General features: G+C 37.9%; 20 protein-coding genes and 2 pseudogenes. 12 read left to right on the top strand and 10 right to left on the bottom strand.

Annotation, left to right across the window (positions count from 1 at the left end):
* Positions 1-54: 54 nt before the first annotated feature.
* Positions 55-471, top strand: a complete 417-nt coding sequence (locus AAEU29_RS08620; RefSeq protein ID WP_421972941.1) for a GFA family protein — start codon at positions 55-57, stop codon at positions 469-471.
* Positions 472-552: 81 nt separating this feature from the next.
* On the opposite strand, the gene AAEU29_RS08615 is transcribed toward AAEU29_RS08620, so the two are convergent.
* From AAEU29_RS08615 to AAEU29_RS08595, 5 genes are all read right to left on the bottom strand, one after another.
* Positions 553-987: a hypothetical protein gene (locus AAEU29_RS08615; protein WP_421972940.1), complete on the bottom strand. Its 435-nt coding sequence runs from the start codon at positions 985-987 to the stop codon at positions 553-555.
* 268 nt (positions 988-1,255) lie between these two features.
* Complete coding sequence (locus AAEU29_RS08610; protein ID WP_421972939.1) at positions 1,256-2,533, bottom strand: M56 family metallopeptidase; 1,278 nt, start codon at positions 2,531-2,533, stop codon at positions 1,256-1,258.
* Entirely contained in the window at positions 2,530-2,907 is a 378-nt protein-coding gene (locus tag AAEU29_RS08605; protein ID WP_421972938.1) for a BlaI/MecI/CopY family transcriptional regulator, read from the bottom strand. Before AAEU29_RS08605 ends, AAEU29_RS08610 begins: the two co-directional genes overlap by 4 nt.
* Before the next feature lie 105 nt (positions 2,908-3,012).
* Positions 3,013-3,411: a hypothetical protein gene (locus AAEU29_RS08600; protein ID WP_274760316.1), complete on the bottom strand. Its 399-nt coding sequence runs from the start codon at positions 3,409-3,411 to the stop codon at positions 3,013-3,015.
* A gap of 134 nt (positions 3,412-3,545) precedes the next feature.
* On the bottom strand, positions 3,546-4,784 hold the full coding sequence (locus AAEU29_RS08595) for an alpha/beta hydrolase (protein ID WP_421972937.1): 1,239 nt from the start codon (positions 4,782-4,784) through the stop codon (positions 3,546-3,548).
* Between the two features lie 104 nt (positions 4,785-4,888).
* Here AAEU29_RS08595 and AAEU29_RS08590 point away from each other — a divergent pair, with 104 nt between their 5' ends.
* From AAEU29_RS08590 to AAEU29_RS08565, 6 genes and pseudogenes are all read left to right on the top strand, one after another.
* Positions 4,889-5,302: a GFA family protein gene (locus tag AAEU29_RS08590; protein WP_421972936.1), complete on the top strand. Its 414-nt coding sequence runs from the start codon at positions 4,889-4,891 to the stop codon at positions 5,300-5,302.
* Positions 5,238-5,684, top strand: a pseudogene (locus tag AAEU29_RS08585) (GNAT family N-acetyltransferase); the annotation flags it as partial. The gene AAEU29_RS08590 and the pseudogene AAEU29_RS08585, both read left to right, overlap by 65 nt.
* Before the next feature lie 96 nt (positions 5,685-5,780).
* Positions 5,781-6,284: a nucleotidyltransferase family protein gene (locus tag AAEU29_RS08580; RefSeq protein WP_421973335.1), complete on the top strand. Its 504-nt coding sequence runs from the start codon at positions 5,781-5,783 to the stop codon at positions 6,282-6,284.
* Positions 6,285-6,864: 580 nt separating this feature from the next.
* A pseudogene (locus tag AAEU29_RS08575) lies at positions 6,865-6,984 on the top strand (DUF6500 family protein); the annotation flags it as partial.
* Between the two features lie 161 nt (positions 6,985-7,145).
* Positions 7,146-8,618 (top strand): sensor domain-containing diguanylate cyclase, encoded by a 1,473-nt coding sequence (locus tag AAEU29_RS08570; RefSeq protein ID WP_421972935.1) that lies wholly within the window; start codon positions 7,146-7,148, stop codon positions 8,616-8,618.
* A 379-nt stretch (positions 8,619-8,997) separates the two neighbouring features.
* Complete coding sequence (locus tag AAEU29_RS08565; RefSeq protein WP_421972934.1) at positions 8,998-9,462, top strand: Sbal_3080 family lipoprotein; 465 nt, start codon at positions 8,998-9,000, stop codon at positions 9,460-9,462.
* A 367-nt stretch (positions 9,463-9,829) separates the two neighbouring features.
* Here AAEU29_RS08565 and AAEU29_RS08560 read toward each other — a convergent pair whose 3' ends face one another.
* Positions 9,830-10,282 carry a hypothetical protein gene (locus AAEU29_RS08560; protein ID WP_421972933.1) on the bottom strand — a complete coding sequence of 151 codons (453 nt, stop codon included), beginning with the start codon at positions 10,280-10,282 and terminating at the stop codon, positions 9,830-9,832.
* A gap of 192 nt (positions 10,283-10,474) precedes the next feature.
* Positions 10,475-11,014: a helix-turn-helix domain-containing protein gene (locus tag AAEU29_RS08555; protein WP_421972932.1), complete on the bottom strand. Its 540-nt coding sequence runs from the start codon at positions 11,012-11,014 to the stop codon at positions 10,475-10,477.
* Positions 11,015-11,046: 32 nt separating this feature from the next.
* Between AAEU29_RS08555 and AAEU29_RS08550 the strand changes: the two genes are divergently transcribed.
* Both AAEU29_RS08550 and AAEU29_RS08545 read left to right on the top strand, forming a co-directional pair.
* On the top strand, positions 11,047-12,273 hold the full coding sequence (locus AAEU29_RS08550; RefSeq protein WP_421972931.1) for a benzoate/H(+) symporter BenE family transporter: 1,227 nt from the start codon (positions 11,047-11,049) through the stop codon (positions 12,271-12,273).
* 97 nt (positions 12,274-12,370) lie between these two features.
* A complete protein-coding gene (locus AAEU29_RS08545) occupies positions 12,371-13,153 on the top strand; it encodes an AsmA family protein (protein WP_421972930.1) in 783 nt (260 codons plus the stop codon).
* A 100-nt stretch (positions 13,154-13,253) separates the two neighbouring features.
* Here the strand turns inward: AAEU29_RS08545 and AAEU29_RS08540 are convergent, their stop codons facing one another.
* Both AAEU29_RS08540 and AAEU29_RS08535 read right to left on the bottom strand, forming a co-directional pair.
* Positions 13,254-13,658: a DoxX-like family protein gene (locus tag AAEU29_RS08540; protein ID WP_421972929.1), complete on the bottom strand. Its 405-nt coding sequence runs from the start codon at positions 13,656-13,658 to the stop codon at positions 13,254-13,256.
* Between the two features lie 70 nt (positions 13,659-13,728).
* Positions 13,729-14,145, bottom strand: a complete 417-nt coding sequence (locus AAEU29_RS08535) for a hypothetical protein (protein ID WP_421972928.1) — start codon at positions 14,143-14,145, stop codon at positions 13,729-13,731.
* A 225-nt stretch (positions 14,146-14,370) separates the two neighbouring features.
* On the opposite strand from AAEU29_RS08535, the gene AAEU29_RS08530 reads away from it, so the two are divergent.
* The 3 genes from AAEU29_RS08530 (at position 14,371) to AAEU29_RS08520 (ending at position 17,389) form a co-directional block, all read left to right on the top strand.
* Entirely contained in the window at positions 14,371-14,787 is a 417-nt protein-coding gene (locus tag AAEU29_RS08530) for a DUF2541 family protein (RefSeq protein ID WP_421972927.1), read from the top strand.
* Positions 14,788-14,936: 149 nt separating this feature from the next.
* The gene (locus AAEU29_RS08525) at positions 14,937-16,499 is read left to right on the top strand and encodes a L,D-transpeptidase family protein (RefSeq protein WP_421972926.1); all 1,563 of its coding nucleotides are present in this window, start codon (positions 14,937-14,939) and stop codon (positions 16,497-16,499) included.
* An 8-nt stretch (positions 16,500-16,507) separates the two neighbouring features.
* Positions 16,508-17,389, top strand: a complete 882-nt coding sequence (locus AAEU29_RS08520) for a D-Ala-D-Ala carboxypeptidase family metallohydrolase (RefSeq protein WP_421972925.1) — start codon at positions 16,508-16,510, stop codon at positions 17,387-17,389.
* Positions 17,390-17,450: 61 nt separating this feature from the next.
* On the opposite strand, the gene AAEU29_RS08515 is transcribed toward AAEU29_RS08520, so the two are convergent.
* Positions 17,451-19,070, bottom strand: a complete 1,620-nt coding sequence (locus AAEU29_RS08515) for a cyanophycinase (protein ID WP_421972924.1) — start codon at positions 19,068-19,070, stop codon at positions 17,451-17,453.
* Positions 19,071-19,268 lie beyond the last annotated feature (198 nt).

Genomic DNA, 19,268 nt, shown 5'->3' with positions numbered 1-19,268 from the left:
TAATGGTTAGCGTAGTGTTTTGTAGTCCATTGAAATTTAATGTTTGGAGAGAAGATGAGCGAACAATTAACCGGTGGTTGTTGCTGTGGTGCAGTGAGCTTTAGTGTTAAAGATGACTTTAAAAAATTCTTTTTTTGCCATTGTGAACAGTGCCGCAAACTTACAGGTACCGCGCATGCTGCAAACCTATTTACATTACCAACAAATATTACATGGACAAAAGGTGAGCAGCTAACCAAGCGATTCGATCATCCTACCCGTGCTTTTTCAAGGGTATTTTGTACCGAGTGCGGCTCAGGGCTGCCGTTTTTAACGCAAAATAAAAAGTTTTTGATTGTACCTGCAGGCAGCCTAGATCAAGAGCCAAGCAAAGAAGTCGACGCAAACATTTTTTGTGAAGAGCAAACAAAGTGGCATCAAACAGGCTTACAAGCAGAAAAAGTCACAGGTTTTTTTCAAACGAAAAAATAACAAGTTAGCCGCATTAATAATGCGGCTAACTTTAATCATCATAAATCGCAAATGTGCTAAACATACTGTCCAGAATATTTTTTAAGGCTCTTTAAATTTTAAAGCTTCAAATATTCTATTTCTTTGCGCTTGGCTAAATACAAAATAGCCAAATTCTAACTCACCATTCAAAGGCGTTTTTATACTGACAGTTTTTGGCAATCCGCTAACACTGTAACCCGCATAATCATTCCATAATACGGATTTAGTTTTCCCAAACTCGGTGAGGTGAATTCCATCACTGTTTAGCTCTAACGAATATTCAACTATTTTGGATTTACCAGAATTAAAAAGCATTAACCAAGCGGAAACTAGCACTGCGACGATTAACAAAAAGCAAAGATATTGCAACGCAAACGTCTTTTCACCTTTTACCATAGAAACAATAAACGGTATCAGCAAAGGAAGGCCGAATTTCATTATATAAGTGTAAATTCTAAACTTTACACCTTGAATCCGTGATTGAACAAAAACCAATACTCCTCCTTGAGTGCTATGTATTTAATCGTGAGCAATTGAGTCGTTTTCTTACCCAAAACGTTATCATTTTTGTATTTATATTTTTACCAAAAATTGTAACTTATTGCTATAAATGGACTTTTATTTAACAAGTGAAATAACCTGTTGGATTATTGTTGTGGTGATGATGGAAGGTTTTAATTAAAAGTTAAAGGCCGTTTTAACGGCCTAGTAAATTAAAAATCTTGAAGCTGCGATTTGTGCTTATTTATGAAGGTATAGCTATTTATTCCGGTTTTTTTGCTTTGCTCGGTACAAAAGAAATTGAATAGGCGTTTTCGCTTAACTGATAGTTATCAATTTCAATTTTTGCTTGTTGGTTAAAGGCAACGGATAATTTTGGTTTTGAGACAATTTTTCTGCCGGAAGCTGTCATTTCAAGTATTTCGATTTCAACGTCAGCAACATCGCTTCGCTCAGAAACTTTAAAGTTGAAATGAAATTTATCACTAATTTTAAATGCTGCTTTTTCGTCAAAATTGACCCACATGGCCATTTTTGAGGAATGAATGCTTGGTTGATTGGTATCAGTGCGATCTGTCACATTCAGCTCAAAGTTAACAAGCGCACCTAAGTCATTAGATTGATGCTCTTTATTTGGTGTTGCTAGGGCAACTGTGTGCCAAGCCATTAGCAATAAAGCAGTTGTAATTGTAAGTGTATAAGCTAGTTTGCTTTTTATTGTCATTTCTCTTTGCTCCTTGAGACGTTTTAGTCGTTGAATATTGTTATTTTTGTTTGAGGTTGCAGTGCAATTGAATGCTAAATTTTGGCTTTGATGGTTGCGTAAAATTAACTCTGCAAAATCATGTTGGTATTTGGCTTGGCCGTAGTGCTTGGCACATTGTTCATCACACAGAGCTTCGATAAAAAACCGAGTATGTGCGCTTAGTTTTTTAACCAGTGGATTCCACCAAAAAAGGCTTTCCATTAGGGTTAATAGTATTAGGCGTAAGTTATCTTTTCTTGTTTGATGGGTTTTTTCGTGATTAATAATCAGTGCTAGCTGATTAGGTTGGGATATTGCATTCGCGACTACAATCTTGCTGGTAAAAATGCCCATTAGCATGCCGCTTGGTACATTATCTGCACGATATACCGAAGTCTTATATTGCTCGGAGAGCGCTCTACAATAGCGGAATGATTTACTACTTTTGATAATTGCTTGTCTACTTAATTGATTTTTTAAGCGCATTGCGAATATACATAATCCTAATAAAAAACAGGCAAATAGCGCAATTGAACTCAACTGCTGATAATCGATTAAATAGCGGTTTAAATTATCTTGTTGTTGGCTAATCGTCGTAAATGTTTGTGACAAAATTACAGGACTCACCAAGTTATTTGAAGACAGTATTTCAGCTAATACTGGGTATGGTAAAAGCCAAACAGATAGTGCAAATACTGTTAGTGAGTAATTAACGTTATTTGATCCATGCGTAAACTTTAATAAAGCCATTGCAAGCAAAGTAATACAGGTATTTATCATCAAATAAAAAATCATTGCTCCAAGTCCTTTTTACGCTCTTTTAAGATGGACTCTAAATACTCAATATCATCCATGGAGAGCTCTTCTTGTTCTAAAATGTGTGCCGCGAGTGGGCGGCTTTTTCCAAGAAACACTTTATTTATAAAATCTTTAATTAATGGCACGCTGACTGACTGCTTTTCGGTGGTTGGTGCATAAAAAATTGTACGACCATGGGTCTTGCTGCGTTTTAAGCTGCCTTTTTTCTCAAGCCTATCGATAATGGTCTTAACGGTGCTGTATTTTACATCTCGCGTTTGGGCAACCAATTTATGTATTTGAGGTGCGCTGGCTTCTTTGTGTAGCCAAAACAGCTGCATCACTTCTAGTTCAAAATTTGAAAGGGCCATATGTTAATTATATATCTACATGTGTAGATATAGGTTATCTCTACATATGTAGATATTGCAAGCGTTTTTTCTATACATAACTGAACATCAGTTTATGTAAATTTATTAAAGCGCGTTTAACTCATTGATCTGCTTTAAAGCAGCATCTAAGTCATTTGCAAAAAAGTGGGGCATATCGAGTTTTTCAAACATGCGATGAATTTGCTGTTTAGAAATGTTTTCACTGAAGCTGTCGCTAAGAATGGTGGTGTCTGAAAGCACATTGTGTTTTTTGCGCCATAAAAAGTGTTGTTCAAGGCGTGCAACTACATCTGGCATAAACAAGGTTTCGCTTCGTAAAATCGCAATATGTCGCCATGGCGCACCATTAAAGCTTGCGACTATTTCAGAAATATCATGGTGGTAGTGCTCAACCGCTTCGATGTTCCAGGGACCTTTAGCATCAGCTAATATAATGTTGTTGGGCAGTAATGTCAGCGTGAAAGTTCCGTGTTCAATTGCCATAAAATTACGTATTAAATTGAGCTTATCTTTTGAGTTTAATTCAAATCGACACTAAATCCAGTTGCAACAAAATACCTTAATAAACACAAAAAGCGCCCATGTTGGCGCTTTTTGTGTTTCTAAGAGGGTTTAATTTACTTCACTTTTGCCGCTAATATATTCAACTGCCATTGTGCCACTTGCTGTTTTTCACCAAGGGCAAGCGCTTTTTTATAATATGTTTGCGCGTTTTGTTGTTCACCTAACTGTTCATAAACACCTGCAATGGCTTTTAAGTGTTCAATGGAATATTCATGCTCTTTTTCAGCACCCTTTAGCAGTGCTAATGCATTTTTGGGCGAGTCGAAATGACCAACATAACTGGCTTGTTTGGCAGTTAATACTTGGCTTGATTGCGGTAATGTTTGCTTCGCATTTTTAATAAATTCAGGCACTTTTTCGACCAAATTATTACGGTAGTGATAGCGCATTAAGCTGTGCGCCACGTTCGTTGGGATGGCCTGTTTTAATTGCCACTGCGTTTGCAAATTAGCGTAATGCGTCAATACGCTTTGTGGTGATTTAGTTGCCAGTGCTCGCTCGTTTATATGCCAACCATTAAAAATCTGTTTTAAGCTGTTTCTCAATGCGATAAGTCCAACAGAGTTGTGGTTTTCATCGGGATAGTGGGTAAATTGCCAGGTGAGTGATGCTTGTGGGTTTAAATCTAAATAGTTAATCAAATCATATTGGCCCATTTGGGTTTCATCAGCTAACGATAAATGCAGTGACACAGCTGAAAATGTTTTTGTATGTAAGGTGTTTTTAGCTTTCTTTACAATCGCGTTATCACCTACCCATACCGATGGGCTAATGGCAATGTAATGATTAAAGCGAGCGGGATTTTCAATAAGCGTATTGAGTACAAATAATCCGCCAATCGATTGGCCCACTAAAATATGATTATTTGCGGTGCGATAATGGCTTTGAATATAGGGTTTAACCTCATTTTCAAGGTAATCAGCAAATTTGCTAGCACTGTCAGGCTGTTTATCACTAAAACTTGGTGTCATGTAATTTCGATATGACGATGTGCCATTATCCGAAATTGCAACCACAATCACATCAGGGATCAGCTGCCCTTTATTAGCCAGCATATCGAGCATGCCTGTAACTGCTTTAAAATTGTAATCACCATCAAGTATATAAATTACAGGGTAGGTCGCAGTTGGGTTTGCTAGATAATTTTCAGGCAATGCAATTTGAATGGTGCGTTCTTCACCAAGAATACTGGATGTCTGAGAAATACGTTGGTGAGTAGACGCTAGTGCATTGGTAAACACAGTGTTTAGCAGTAAAAAGAGCGATGCTAAAACAATCATTAATTGTTTCATGGTGGTTCCTGTTGATATTTGCTGTTTTATCCTTAGTTGGCTGTCATCATCTAATAAATTGATTTAAAGTGGAAATAATTAAGTTTAATGACTGAGGCACAGATATGATCACCGGAAAATGTAATTGTGAAGCGGTTCAATTTACGATTTTAAGTGAGCCAAAAGATATTTATATGTGTCATTGCTCAATTTGTCGAAAAGCTTCGGGTACTAACGGTATTGGTGTGTTGGTTGTTAACAATAGCGATTTTCAATGGCAAAAAGGACAAGACGCAGTTGCCACTTGGAAAAAGCCCAATAGCGATTGGCAAACATGGTTTTGTAAAATTTGTGGATCTAAAGTGCCTGGCGACAACGATAGTGAACGAAAATTTATTCCGGTGGGTTTAATTAGTGAAGATAAGGCACTTTCGGTGACGCATCATATTTGGGTAGATTCAAAAGCTCATTGGGATGAAATTGGCGACAATGGCATGTTACATCCAGAAGCGTTTGGTACAGGAACCACGCGTGATTAAACTGCAAAAAGCAACTTTTGAAGATGTTGGCTATTTATTAACACTTCGCAAACTAACTATGCATCAGTACCTTGAACAAGCTGGGTTACCTTGTACAGATGAAGCGCACCTTGCGCGCATAAACTACCAATTTGCACTCACACATTTAATTATTTTGAATAATCAGGTTGCCGGCATGGTGAAGTATGGTTATTTGGCAGATCAAGCTACTTGGTATATTTATCAAATTCAAATACACCCTGATTTTCAGAATAAAGGCCTTGGCAGCAAGGTTATTAGCGAGATTATTGAAACAGCTAACACACAAGAAGACAATGTGGCGCTAAGTGTACTCAAGCAAAATCCAGCGCGCTTTTTATATTTTAACTTGGGGTTTGTGATGGTTGGCGAAGATAACAATGAGTTATTATTGGCTCGGCCAACAGATACCCGTTACTTGCATACCTTGCAGCAATATTTAAAAAGCGATTTCACACGCATGAGCGCGCTTAAAGCATTGCAGCAGCTTAATCTTCCAAGCGGTTATATTGCAGCGGGATTTTTACGAAATCTAGTGTGGGATAAATTGCATGGCGATATTAACACGCCACTTAATGATGTTGATGTGATTTACTATGATGCCAGCCAAACCTGTCACAGTCATGATAAACAACTTGAAGCCGAATTATCTAAAGTAATGCCAACGTTAAACTGGCAAGTTAAAAACCAAGCGCTTATGCATATTAAAAACAATGATGCCGCATATACCAATGTGATTGATGCTATGGCGCATTGGCCAGAAAAAGAAACCGCAGTTGCGGTTAAATTAAATGATAAAGGCAAGCTCGAATTTATTGCTGCATTTGGTTTTGACTCGTTATTCGATTTAAAGTTAAGCCATAACCCTAAACGTGATAAAAGTGTGTTTTTAGCCCGTGTTGAAGGTAAAGGATGGCAAAATCGTTGGCCAAAACTTGAAATTAACCCATGCTCAGATAAATAAGCAAACCGCTGTAAAGGGGGTTTATACCAATTTTATTAATCATTTGATCATTCTAGCGAGTTAAATAGCCCATAAACTGCGTTCTAAAATTCTAAAGTAGAACAACTACATGTCGAATTTTAAGCCTTGTTTCTGAGCCATTTCTCTGTCGCAATAAATGACCAGCTAATTAATGCAATTGGTATTAAATATCACTTCAAATAGTAGGATTAAGTTGTAATGAGAGCGGAACTCAGAGAAAAAATAATCGCCGTATGCGATAAGAAAATTGCGGCTAAAGGCGACAATGTGGCGTGTCTTTTTATGCGTTTTTGTTAGGGTCTGTTGCCCTTTGCGGTTCTATTTTTGTTCTTCTTGAGCGTACTTTTATCGCGGCGCTCGATATGTGGCTTTAATCTAAGTAAATATCGAGTAACAAAGAGAAAAGTGCGCTCAAAAGAACCGTTCGGCAGCGCTTGATTGGATTTTCTACTGTGTTATCGGCTGGCTCACATAGAATAACTATGCCACGCAGCCTCTTCCTTTTATAAAACCCAATCAAACTGCTGCAAAAACGAACCTGAAAGGTCAACAGACCCTGAATAAAAATAATGCTCCAGAACGCTTAATGGAAGCTGCTAGGTGGTGGATAGAAACCCACCAGCTTGATCACTTTGAAAAAGCCACAAAAATAAAGGAAATGGTATTAGCAGGGCGCTGATCTCTATTATTTTTTATAAAAATTTAGTTTTAATACTATTTTTATTAAAGGCTATTTTTTTGATTGATTGTATTCTTTTTTTAACGGTAGTATGAAAGTATTAAATAGCCTCTAATGTCGTTTGAAAAGGGATTTTAAATGATGTTTAACAAAGCGATAAAATGGTCTCAAAGTTAAAGCCTTGGCAATATAATGTGCTCACTTGTGCTGTTTACCTGCTATTTGCAGTGTTTACCATGCAGGTGCTAAATACACTGTCAGTTTGGCCACCTGCAGGAGTTGCATTGGCGGCAGTGATACTTTTTGGTCGCGGAGCATGGCTGGGTATTGCACTTGGCACCTTTTTTACAGTCATCTATCATTTCTACTTAAGCGATTTAAACCCATTTACACTGCCTCATATTGCAATTAATTTCGCAACAACAACCGGAAATACACTTGCAGCACTTTGTGCCTTTATCATCATAGATAAACAACTGAAAAAACAAGATTTATTTACACGGGTTGCAAATGTTGCTGGCAATTTTATTTTAGCCTGCGTAGCTATTGGGCTTATTTCAGCCATTTTTGGTGTGGGTGTTTATTTTCTTATCGGCGAGCAGTGGATTGATGGATTGTTTAAGGGCATTCTTAATTGGAGTATCAGTAATGCTCTCGCAGCAATGGTTATTAGCCCTGCGCTTTATTTCTTGTGGCGCCGGTGGCCATATAAAATGGCACAAGAAACCATCACTCAATCAATTACCTTAAGCTTAATTATTTCCGCGACCTGTTATTTAGTATTTGGCCCAGGCTATAAGCAACTTGATTTACCGATTTTGCAACCATCTCTTTTACTGTTTCCATTACTTTATTGCGCCATAAGATTATCGCCAACCACAACCAGTTGCATGAATATGTTGGTATTTTTCTTAGCGTGGATTGGTGGCAATCAAGGGTGGGGATATTTTTATTACCATCATTCTGCAACATCAGAAGTTTCAATGCAGTTTTTCTTTTTATTTATTTTTACGGCTGTTTTATTGGTGCAAGCGGTGTTTAGCCAACGGCAAAATGAGCAAGAGCACCTTACAACATTGTTAGAGCAAAAAGTAGAAGAACGCACCCATGAACTGGAGCGAGCAAAAGAAAACGCGTTAAAATTAGCTATTACAGATCCTTTAACCCAAATTTATAATCGTCGTGGCTTTTTTAAAACCGCTAATAAAGTGTTTAGCCAATACCTTAGGCACCAAGGGAATTGCGCCATGTTATTACTTGATTTAGATAAATTTAAATCGGTTAACGACAAATACGGCCATGCCACAGGCGATGAAGTAATAAAAGCCACGGCGAAGATACTCACCCTTTATACCCGTGACTCAGATATTGTTGGGCGTATCGGCGGTGAAGAGTTTGTGGTGTTTTTACCTATGTCGAATTTAGAAAGTGCAGTAGCGTTAGCCCAAAGGATCCGTCAAGGTGTTGAAAAGCAAATTCTCAGTTGTGATGAGCATACGGTTGAATTTACTGTGAGTATTGGTGTGAGCGCACTCCAAAAAGAAGATCAACATTTCGAAGTACTGCTAAAACGCGCAGATAAAGCACTATATATCGCCAAAGAATCTGGTCGAAATCAAGTTCAAAGCTGCTAACCACTAAGCTTTACGTATCTACAAATAACCTTGTTTGCAAAACGCAAAATTACTTCAAGTAATCCGTTTACCTTTCATATTTTACCATTTCAACCAAACGGCTAAAAATACCCCCGTTGTTGATATAAAGCTAATAATAAGTTGTGAATTCAAACTTTAAATGTGATATAAATCATGTGGTTGCTTTATTTTGGTAAAGCAACTTTTATAATAATCATAAGGTCGAAAAGGTTTTCTTAGCAGTTTTGTAGTGGTTAAACTGTTTTTAATAAAACTTTGTTTGCGCAGCATAATTGGCTGTTCATTTAACGCTTACAATAATCAACAAAAATGCAAAAGCGACTAAAAGACCCTCAATATTTCAAAGGATTTTGAATTTATGAAAAAGTTAGCATCTGCACTAGCTATTACTTCTACTTTACTACTTTCAGGTTGTATGACCGTAGTGCAAAACTCACAGCCTGCTTCACTTGAAACCAATAAAACAGTAACCGTAATTGACGACACACGTACACGTGATGGTGTGCGCGACTCAATCACAGGTTGGTTAACAAAACAGGGTTATCAGTTTGAAGTGGTAGAAACGCCAAACTATGTACTTGAGTATGATCAAGCGATTGTTTATCAAGCAAATTGGGCGTGGGATATCACAACTTACATGCGTTATGCAGATATTAGTTTATATAACAAAAATAATCGTATCGGTAACGTGAGAGTAGACACTGTTGGATGTGGCGGTTTTGGTAAGTTTGGTAATGCTGCTGAGCGTATTTCGCTATCAATGGATTTATTGTTTAATAAAATTGATTCCAAACAAGCAGAAAAGCTAATTTGTAAAGCATAAAACTAATCCTTAGGCCTGTAAGGTACGTATTCTAACTAGAGATTAAATTGTACCTTTATCGACTTTTAAAAGTGGATAATTGGCAAGCTAAGTTATTAAAGCGCTGAGGTTTCAGCGCTTTTTATTTGTCTAAAGCAAATTTACGAGTGCGGCTAAATATCAATTTAAAAGATGTTTATACAAAATTGTTGTATTACATAAAGCCATACAAGGCTATCTAGTTGTTACTTTAGGCTTATTTGAAGGGCATTTATTAACGGCTACCATTATCATCGGCAGCAAGACCCTTTAATTGATTTATCAAGCCGTTAATAACCCACAAAATGTTCTTGCGTGTTCAGTGGCTTTTTAAAGCGTCCGGTATCTGTTATTTTTTTATGTAATACTCGCGAATGTGGCTATTGCCATCACTCTTTGCGCTTCCCATATATTCCCAAAAGGTGGTTTCGTTTTCAAAATGGAACTGCGATATCTGTGTTTTACCGTATCGGTCAAACTGTAAAACGATACTGGTATCATTACATCCTAACACTGAGTAGTTAATCAGTTCTTCTTTCGCTGGCATGGTGATGGCTTTTTCGCCCATTTTTACTTGGATTTCTGGGGTAGAAATGCGCATTTCTTTTTTGCTGTTAAATTCAATTAGCTCGTGCCCTTGAGTTTGAGACATAAATGCCCAAGCGCGAGCATCCAAATTTGCCCACTTTTTATTAAATGACTTAAATTTTTCGATAGAAGATGTCCAAGTTCCCTCTAAAGTTGGGCAAGAAACAGCTATATTTGGTAGCATAAGAGATAAGCAGATTATTATTTTTTTCATATGTAAAACTCACAAAGTTGAGAATGCATTATAAGTTTCAAAGTTTCTCAAAAACTACAACCACATGATTTTTAATATGTTTCAATATATTTCTGTGATGTGAAAAAGCACTGTTTATGCTAGTCAAAGGAAATTTTGGCAAACGCAAAAAAAAACCAAAAACGCAATTTTCGTAACATGCTAGCTAAAACCTTATCTTGGATAACTAATAATATTATGAAAAACAGCTGTTTCAGAGACCGCATGATAACCGTGAGGTTGATCGCTAAAAAAGCGTATACTTTCCCCTTGTTTTAAGCGGTGCCATTGCTGGTCAAAAAACACCGCCATTTCTCCTTCAATAACATGAATATGTTCAATAACACCCATACTATGCGCACTTGATAATTGCTGGTGGCGCTCCGTTAAGATGATCTCAAATACTTCAAGGCCAGTATCAGCCTGAAATGGAAATAACGTTTTAATTTTCATGCGCGGGTCATCGGGGAATACCCTTTCGCTGGCACGTAAATCTGGCTTATTGGCAAAAAATGCTGAAAATGAGGTTTCAAGTCCGCTGGCGATTTTCCACAAAGTAGCAATCGTGGGGCTAGATTCTTCCCGCTCAATTTGACCAAGCATAGCTTTTGATACACCGGTTAATTTTGCGGCCTTGTCTAAGCTTAACCCTTTCTTTTGGCGTTCACTCTTTAAATGTTGCGCGATTTCAGCTCGAAAAATAGCATCTTTCATATGTTACACCTTGTTGTGCGTTATAGCGCACAGTGGTATGGTTTGGTTGTGCGTTATTACGCACAAAAGTCTACCATAAGGAACACCTAACGATGAAGCCAAAATCATTGGTACTTAGTCATATCACAGCAGGGTTTACCGCCGTGCTAATTGGGTACACTAGCTCAATTGTAATTATAATGCAGGCTGCAAGCGCAGCAGGCGCTACACCTTTACAAATTGAAAGTTGGCTACTGGCATTGGGTATTGCAATGGGGGTAACTTCAATTGGCTATTCTTGGTATTTTAAAACCCCCATTTTAACGGCATGGTCTACCCCTGGTGCTGCAATGTTGGTTGGCATTGCCGCAGGTTATGATTTGGCAACATTACTTGGCGCATTTGTCGTTTCAGGCTGTTTAATTTTTATAACAGGGCTTATTTCACCACTTGCAAAAGCGCTTAAGCGAATACCTTCACCTTTGGCAACAGCCATGCTCGGGGCTATCTTATTGCCATTTTGTGTTAAGGCATTTACCCCTTTAATGGACGCGCCTTGGTTATTTATTTCGATGTTTTTAACTTTTATGGTGAGTAAACGATTTATGCCAAAGTACGCCATGCTGTGCCTACTTTTGATGGGGCTAGGGGCATCGTTTTACTTAAACCAAACTATGTTTACAAAAACAGTACTATCAATTGCTTCACCGATTTGGCTGACGCCACATTTTGAAATTGCTGCAATTATTAACATTGCAATTCCCCTTTATATTGTCACTATGCTGTCGCAAAACTTGGCAGGAATTGCCATGATGAATAGCTATCAATACAACGCACCTGTAAAACCAATTTTAATCGGCACCGGCTTAAGTAATATGGTGCTTGCTCCTTTTGGGTGTTTTAGTGTGAATCTTGCGGCGATTTCAGCGGCTATTTGTATGAATGATGATGTAGACGAAGATAAAAACCAGCGTTTTAAAGCGGCGATGTGGGCGGGGGTATTTTATCTCTTGGCTGGCATTTTAGCTTCGAGTTTAGTTGCGATGTTTTTGGCATTTCCAATACACGTTACCAATATGTTGGCTGGTTTTGCCTTACTTGGCACGTTATTAATGTGCTTACAAAAAGCATTTTTAGAAGACGATTACCGTGAACCTGCGCTGTTAACTTTTTTAATCACTTTATCTGGCGTAAGCTTTTTAGGAGTTAATTCGATAGTTTGGGGGCTGTTAATTGGTTGGCTCTACGCAAGGTTGATGAAACTAGGTTATACAAAATAAATTTTTATTTGTTAATGAGTTAGCATCTTTACAATAGGCTATTTACCTTGTAGCTTATTTGGGTAATTTAGCTATTGAAATTTAATAAGGATATTTTATGAAAAAAGTCATTGGTTTTATATTTGCCGCTGCATTAGTGATGATATTGGCTATCGCCTATTACGGTCTGAAAAATCTGGATGCCATTGTGAAGCATGTCATTGTGCAGGTTGGTACTAATGTTACAGGCTCACAAGTTGCCGTTGATTCTGTGAGTATTTCACTAAAAGAAGGGCGCGGTGAAATAAGCGGTTTAAATTTAGCAAATCCAACAGGTTTCGACAGCAAGCACTTATTTCATTTAAACCAAGTGGCACTTGATATTAAACCAAACAGCTTGTTTGGTGATGTTATTGTGATTGACGAGGTGTTAATTGATGGCGCAGATATCATCGCCGAACAAAAAGGGCAGCAAACAAACTTACAAGTATTACTTAAGCAACTTGAACAAAATGGCTCAGGCTCGCAATCAGAGAGCGCGCCAGCAGAAGAAAAGCCTGCCGATCCAAATGCAAAGCCAGTACGTTTAGCAATTACCAAATTTAGCTTTATTAATAATAAGGCTGAATTACATACCGAAAAATGGGCGCCACAGGTGCTATCTGTACCAAATATCGTAATGAATAATTTAGGCTCTGCTGATAATGGCCTTACACCAGAGCAATTGAGCAGCGAAGTGGTAAAACGTCTCGTGCGTTCGGTAGAAAAAGCAGCAACCGATGCGCTTAAGAAAAAGGCGCAAGAAGAGGCTAAAAAAGCTATTACTAACGAACTAGATAAAAACTTATCGCAAGACACCAAAGATAAACTGCAAAAGTTAAAAGATGCGGCGAATAACTAATAGTTATTTAAAAAAGGCACCACTTTGATGTGATGCCTCTTTGAAATGATAAAATCAGCTTACAGCCTTAAACTGTAAGCTGATTTTTTATTCTTGTTTGTTATTGGGTCTGTTGACCTTTTAAGTTCGTTTTTGCAGCGTCATTTTTTAAGTCATTCAATAGCACCATACTTAAACCAATAATGCCAAGGTTAGTGGTAACAGGGTTAAAGGCTTCAAAAAGTAATTGTGGCTGTAAAACTGCAACAAATAGTAGTAACCCAATAAGTGCCAAAATATTTAATATAAGCAATGGTTTAGAACGGTAAAAGAAAAACAACAGCAATCCAAAAAGCAGCTCACCAACCCCTGCACTTTTTGTGATGTAATAAGACATGTCTTCGCTAAAACCTAAGCTTGCAGTCATGAGTTTTTCTAGTGGGGCAATCTGTATTAGTTTTGGTGCAATGCCATGGTAAAGCCAGCTAAAACTCACAATAAAGCGGGCAATTTGAATAGATGACAACAGCGACTTCCTTGTTGCAAATTAAAATCAGAACCAGCACAAACGTTAAGTGCAAATTAAAGTGAAAGTGTTAACTAACTTCACGCTGTTCTTGAGTGTGTGCAGTATTATCAGGGTTCAATTTTGCTATGGCTGCGAGCGCTTCGTCAGTATCTGTAAATGCTTTTACATTTAACCCTGATGTTTCAATAAATGAATTTAGCAAGCTCAGCTGTACGCGATTAGCACACACAATAGCAATCATTTGGCAGTGATTATTTAAACTCCACATATAAGATTGGCCAATGGTTTTCATTACTTGCGGGCAGCCAAGCGTTTCCTCATCGATAATATCAATGCGAAACCAAGTTTCATATTTTGCTTGCTGTGCAATATGCCTTAATTCGTCGAATGCTTTATTTACGCCAATCACATTAAAAGGACCAAAAACATCCAAGCGAAGTAAATTATCTTGCCAAGTGCATTTAATTTTACCGTGAGCAACCATTGCAATATCAGTGTATTTAATTTGGGGTCAGTATACTTTTTTATTCGTTTAATTTAAAAGCAAAGTTTGTGCTTTCATTTATAAAATGCATAAGCTCTTTTATATATCGCTGATTTTATGTACTGTATCTTTTGTACCTGTTTTAGTTGATGTTAATCAACCTAATAGATATATTTTTGAATTAAACTAAGTACTTAATGTTGCTAGATATCAAAAGGGATCATGATGATAAAACGTTTAATAATAATTTTGGCTTTATTTTTTAGCTACTCAGCAATCGCTAAAACGGAGGGTGAATGGATTGAGGTTGCCCATAAATTAGTTTCTTTCAAAGCTGAAACGGATGAAGTGAAACCGAGTTATTCTGAAAGCTATGTTACTAAAATTAAATTACATGTAGATCAGGGCACGGTGCATATTAAAAATATCAAAGTTGTAATGAGTGATGGCCAAGAAAAAGAGTACGATGTTTTAGGCGTGCTCAATAAAGGCATGGAAACACGTGTACTTACCTTACCAAAAGGCGAAAAAATTAAACTGAAGAAAGTGCTATTAAGCTACGATTCGATGGGCAATATACTGATCAGCAAAAAAGCGAAAGTGACAGTATTAGGTTTTAAACCTGAGGCGAAAAAAGACTAAATGCACTTAATTGTGCATTTTCATATTTAGGCCTTGAAGGTTAGCGCGTTTTGCATTTTACGCGCTAAGAAAAGGGCAGTTTATTTAAGGTATAAAACTAATCAACTTGGTACAGAAGCAACTAAGTTACATACAAAAAAGGGACTTTTATGCGTGCATTAATGGCTTTAATGTTGGCTTTGCTGGCATCTTTTTCAAGCAAGGCATCTTATCTTGATCAATTAGAACTGATTTTAATGTCGCCAACGCCAGTAATCGAAGGGCAAAAACTTCATAGCAAAGAGCTGGTTAACTACGCCTACCAAACCAATAACTACGAGTTGATTTGGCAAAATGATGTCGCAGTGTCTCAGCTAATAACGGCTCTTGAAAATGCATGGCAAGAAGGTTTAAAGCCACAAGATTATCACCTTAACTCACTTCATACCTTGCACAGTAAAAAACAGCACACGCTCACGTTTGATTTACTGCTGACTGATGCCGTAATGACCTACGCAACTCATTTAATTAGAGGTAAAGTCAACCCTGAGGCTATTTCAAATACCTGGAATTATCAGCAATATGAAATATCTCCGAAAAAAGCATCCGAACAATTGCTTTACCATGTTTCACGCAATTCAATTCCACAAGGATTGGCAAAACTAAAACCTAAATTACCGCAATATGCGTTGTTAAAAGATGCGCTTATTTTTTATCATAACTTACCCGAACGTGCTGAAATAGCGCTTAGTGGACGTGTGTTAAAACCGCAAAAACGTGATGACGCGGTGCCTCTTATTCGCCAAAAATTGCACGACCTTCAACTAGTGACGCAAGTACAAGGCGTTGATAGCACGCTTTATTCAGAAGATCTTGTGATGGGCGTTAAAAAACTGCAATCGCTCAACCAACTTGCCGCAGATGGCATTATTGGTAAAGACACACTCGCAATTTTAAATATCTCAAAACAACAGCGCATAGAAACCATTAATGCCAATTTAGAGCGCATTCGTTGGGTCGAAAATAGCATTGATGATGAGTTTTTGATTGTGAACATTGCAGGCTATGAATTGTATTTATATCAGCAAGGTAAATTGAGCTGGAAAACCAATGTAGTAGTAGGACGAAATTATACGCGAACACCCGTATTTAAAGGCCAAATGCGTTATTTAGTGGTTAATCCAACATGGACTGTACCGCGCAGTATTGCACGCGGCATTATTCCAAAAGTAAAAGAAGATATTGGTTATTTAGATAAAAAAGATTTTATGGTGGTCGACAGTAGACGCAACCCTGTAGATGCCAATGAGATTGATTGGGAAAACATCACTTCGCGCTCATTCCCTTATTGGTTTGTACAGCGTCCATCGGAGAAAAACTCCTTGGGCTTAATTAAGTTTATGTTGCCAAATAAGTATTCAATTTACTTGCACGACACGCCTGCTAAAAGCTTGTTCGGTCAAGAGCAACGTGCATTTAGCCATGGCTGCGTTAGGGTAAAAGAGCCCTTTAAATTAGCGGAAGCAATTTTAGCTGATGATGAAAAATGGTCAGCACAGGCACTGCAAAATACTTTAGAGACCCGTGAAACAACGCGCATTAATTTAAACAAACCACTCGATGTATTCTTAATGTATTGGACGGTGTCGCATAACTTTGATGGCCTGCATTTTTATCCTGATATATATCAGCGTGATAAAAAGCTATTAGCAAAGCTTAATCAACCGCTGTAAGGCAAAATATGGCTCGTTATTTTTTATTTGGATTAGTGGTTTGTGTGATGCTAATGGGCAAAGTTAAGGCAAGTTCACTGCCCGAGTTTGTTGTTGAATCTGGCATTAATAGCGTGGTGTTGATGCCTAATGAGCGCCTGCATATTGTGTTATCAGATGAGTTTGCGCTTTCAAACACAGTGCCGTGGCTTAGCCAAAAATCGCAGCATGTGTATTTGGCAACTGCGCCATCTGAACCTGGCTTTTATCACGTGGCGCTCGGTGATCGTGCAAACCGCAAAACCTTGCTGCAACTTGTAGTTAAAACTCCCGTCGATACGGCAAAAATAAGTGCACTAAAAGGGTATCGTTTTAATACCTATCCTCAAGCATATAAATCGCTCGCTCAGTACGCACAGCCCAAAGGATTAATTGAGGTGAAAAAAGGTGATGAGAATATTTATCTTTCAGACCTTGTGCAAGTTAAAAACATGCTGAGCAAACAAAAATCCGACTTTCCCAAGTACTTTTTAGCCACCACCGAAGGGCTTAAAATGCTTAATCGTTTGAAGGATTTTTTAATTTCTAAAGGTATAAAATTTAAACGTTTTTCTTTCATTAGTGGCTATCGTACGCCGTATTACAATCGCATGATTGGCAATGGCAAGCACAGCAGGCACCAATACGGTGATGCATTTGATTTATACATTGATGAAAATGGCGATCAGCGAATGGACGATTTAAATGGGGATGGTGTGCAAAACAAAAAAGATGTGGACTATCTATACACCCTTTTTGTCGCATTTTTAGACCATGACAACCGCCAAGGCGGTGTTGGCAAGTATTATCCAAATGCGCGTCATGGCGGTTTTGTGCATATTGATAACCGTGGTTTTAACGCCCGTTGGTAACCCTTTAAATTTATCGCTGTCAGTAGAAAGGCAAAAAATTCTGACAGCGATAAATCACTTCTTATAGTCGCATTAGCATATTTTCAATGCGGTAAGCACCTGTATGCGTTTTTACACAAGTCGTGTTTGCATCTTTTTTAAATGTCACTGGTGTGTCTTTTTGCGCGGTTTCAACGAGTCTAATTGCCTGCTTTTCGCTGTTGCAAAAGTCTTGCAATGTGCGACGAATTTGCCCATTTGAAATGGCATTTTTAAAAACGTTTTCTTCACCTGATATTGCTTTTACATCATCACTTTTTTCTTGTTTTAGCCTTGAGAGCGTAAATTCTTCACCATTAGGCATAAAGTGATAACGAAAGGTGTTCTTTGCCGTATGCTCTAATATTACAACACCTTCTTTACCGATGACCGACATCTTCCCTGTGCTTTTTTCCACTTTAAGCGCAGTAGTTTCATCTACACCAAAGCCAAATTGTTGCTTAGTTGCTTGCATCAAAACGGCTAAGCGAGGGGTACGGCCGCGCTCGCTAAAATGGGTATCCAAAATACCGAAATCAAAACTACCTAAGCCACCGTGTTTATCAAAAGTTAGCGCATCAAACTCAAGGTGCTGGCAGCCGCCTTGGTTTTGACAGTTTTCAGCTGGAGGCGGCGCATCAAACGCGCCATTTTTAAGAGCATTTAAGCTACTGCCGTTAGTGATCATAGGTACATTGCCATAATTATTTTGGCCGCCTGATTGCATGGCCGTGCCAGCACTTGTGCCTACTAAAATTCCTCGGCTTTGAATAACCTTAAACCAAGGGTAAGGTTCTTTTGTCTCAGCATTAATAAACACCTGCTTAGTAAGCGATTGATCCCCGCCATTAAAAAACAGGCCATCGGAGTTTTTAAGGGTAGTGATTAAATTGTCGATGCCAGCATCACACAAGGCTTTTTCTTGCGTTGTTAAATCGGGGTAAACCGTGTCTCGGTTATAGGCTAAATTAATTTTGTTACGGTAGTTATCAAGGTTTTCGCAATCTTGTTTTGAAATGGCTTTAGCAAGCGCTGGGGTCAGCGCTAACCACTTTGCATTTATGTTGTACTGGCTAAATAAGCCGTTATAAAAATCTGCGGATTCATATGGATCGCGAGAAGACGCTGTGACTAAATACAGGGTTTTATTTGGCGCGTTTTTAATATCTAAACTAATGGCGTTTAAAATCTCAGTTGTGCCTTTAATCTTGTTTTTGTTTGTGAGTACTTGCTCGCTAATGCGTTTATTATTCACAATAAGTGGCAGTTCAAGCATATCAAATACAAAGTAATATTCTTGATTGCTTAAAGCGCGATATAAAGCGGCATTTTCCGCTTTAAAATTATCAATAAGCTCTGCTTTTGAAATGGCGTTTTTGCTTTTTATTTTGTTGAGCAATTTACGCGTGGCAATTTTATGTTGTGTGTTGTTATTTGGCCAATTTGAGTTAATCGCAGTGATGGCTGTTTCGTTAACTAAATAGAGTGAATGGGTTTTTGCATGTGATGAAAATGAAGTTTTTTCAATGCAGTTTTTTGGCGCTAAACTCGAACACGTTTTAAGTGCGCCGCCCGCTAAATAAAGTGTTTGCGCAGAGGATGTTAGGCTATAAAAAAACGAAAACGCGAGGGTGAAATTTTTTACAAAAGACACAAGGTTCATGATTAATTTCCAATCAAGTTTTAAAAAAATGGCTTGTCATCACAAAAAAAGCTGTGATATAAAAATTATGAACTTTGCGGGATGCAAACTAGCACACGCCAGTTTGTAATGTCAAAAAACACGAGATGAAGAAATGTTAAAAAAAGCGAATCAGCTTGTTTGTTACTTCTACTCACCACACTACCTTTCTGAGTGGTT

The organism is Pseudoalteromonas aquimarina, from assembly GCF_049257255.1.
Taxonomy (GTDB): domain Bacteria; phylum Pseudomonadota; class Gammaproteobacteria; order Enterobacterales; family Alteromonadaceae; genus Pseudoalteromonas.
This window is presented reverse-complemented; position numbering and strand designations above follow the sequence as displayed.

Bases quoted from the DNA above. Each gene is read 5' to 3' on its own strand.
- AAEU29_RS08620 (WP_421972941.1), top strand. From the start codon at position 55: ATGAGCGAACAATTAACCGGTGGTTGTTGCTGTGGTGCAGTGAGCTTT.
- AAEU29_RS08610 (WP_421972939.1), bottom strand. From the start codon at position 2,533: ATGATTTTTTATTTGATGATAAATACCTGTATTACTTTGCTTGCAATG.
- AAEU29_RS08605 (WP_421972938.1), bottom strand. From the start codon at position 2,907: ATGGCCCTTTCAAATTTTGAACTAGAAGTGATGCAGCTGTTTTGGCTA.
- AAEU29_RS08600 (WP_274760316.1), bottom strand. From the start codon at position 3,411: ATGGCAATTGAACACGGAACTTTCACGCTGACATTACTGCCCAACAAC.
- AAEU29_RS08595 (WP_421972937.1), bottom strand. From the start codon at position 4,784: ATGAAACAATTAATGATTGTTTTAGCATCGCTCTTTTTACTGCTAAAC.
- AAEU29_RS08590 (WP_421972936.1), top strand. From the start codon at position 4,889: ATGATCACCGGAAAATGTAATTGTGAAGCGGTTCAATTTACGATTTTA.
- AAEU29_RS08580 (WP_421973335.1), top strand. From the start codon at position 5,781: ATGAGCGCGCTTAAAGCATTGCAGCAGCTTAATCTTCCAAGCGGTTAT.
- AAEU29_RS08570 (WP_421972935.1), top strand. From the start codon at position 7,146: ATGGTCTCAAAGTTAAAGCCTTGGCAATATAATGTGCTCACTTGTGCT.
- AAEU29_RS08565 (WP_421972934.1), top strand. From the start codon at position 8,998: ATGAAAAAGTTAGCATCTGCACTAGCTATTACTTCTACTTTACTACTT.
- AAEU29_RS08560 (WP_421972933.1), bottom strand. From the start codon at position 10,282: ATGAAAAAAATAATAATCTGCTTATCTCTTATGCTACCAAATATAGCT.
- AAEU29_RS08555 (WP_421972932.1), bottom strand. From the start codon at position 11,014: ATGAAAGATGCTATTTTTCGAGCTGAAATCGCGCAACATTTAAAGAGT.
- AAEU29_RS08545 (WP_421972930.1), top strand. From the start codon at position 12,371: ATGAAAAAAGTCATTGGTTTTATATTTGCCGCTGCATTAGTGATGATA.
- AAEU29_RS08535 (WP_421972928.1), bottom strand. From the start codon at position 14,145: ATGGTTGCTCACGGTAAAATTAAATGCACTTGGCAAGATAATTTACTT.
- AAEU29_RS08530 (WP_421972927.1), top strand. From the start codon at position 14,371: ATGATAAAACGTTTAATAATAATTTTGGCTTTATTTTTTAGCTACTCA.
- AAEU29_RS08525 (WP_421972926.1), top strand. From the start codon at position 14,937: ATGCGTGCATTAATGGCTTTAATGTTGGCTTTGCTGGCATCTTTTTCA.
- AAEU29_RS08520 (WP_421972925.1), top strand. From the start codon at position 16,508: ATGGCTCGTTATTTTTTATTTGGATTAGTGGTTTGTGTGATGCTAATG.
- AAEU29_RS08515 (WP_421972924.1), bottom strand. From the start codon at position 19,070: ATGAACCTTGTGTCTTTTGTAAAAAATTTCACCCTCGCGTTTTCGTTT.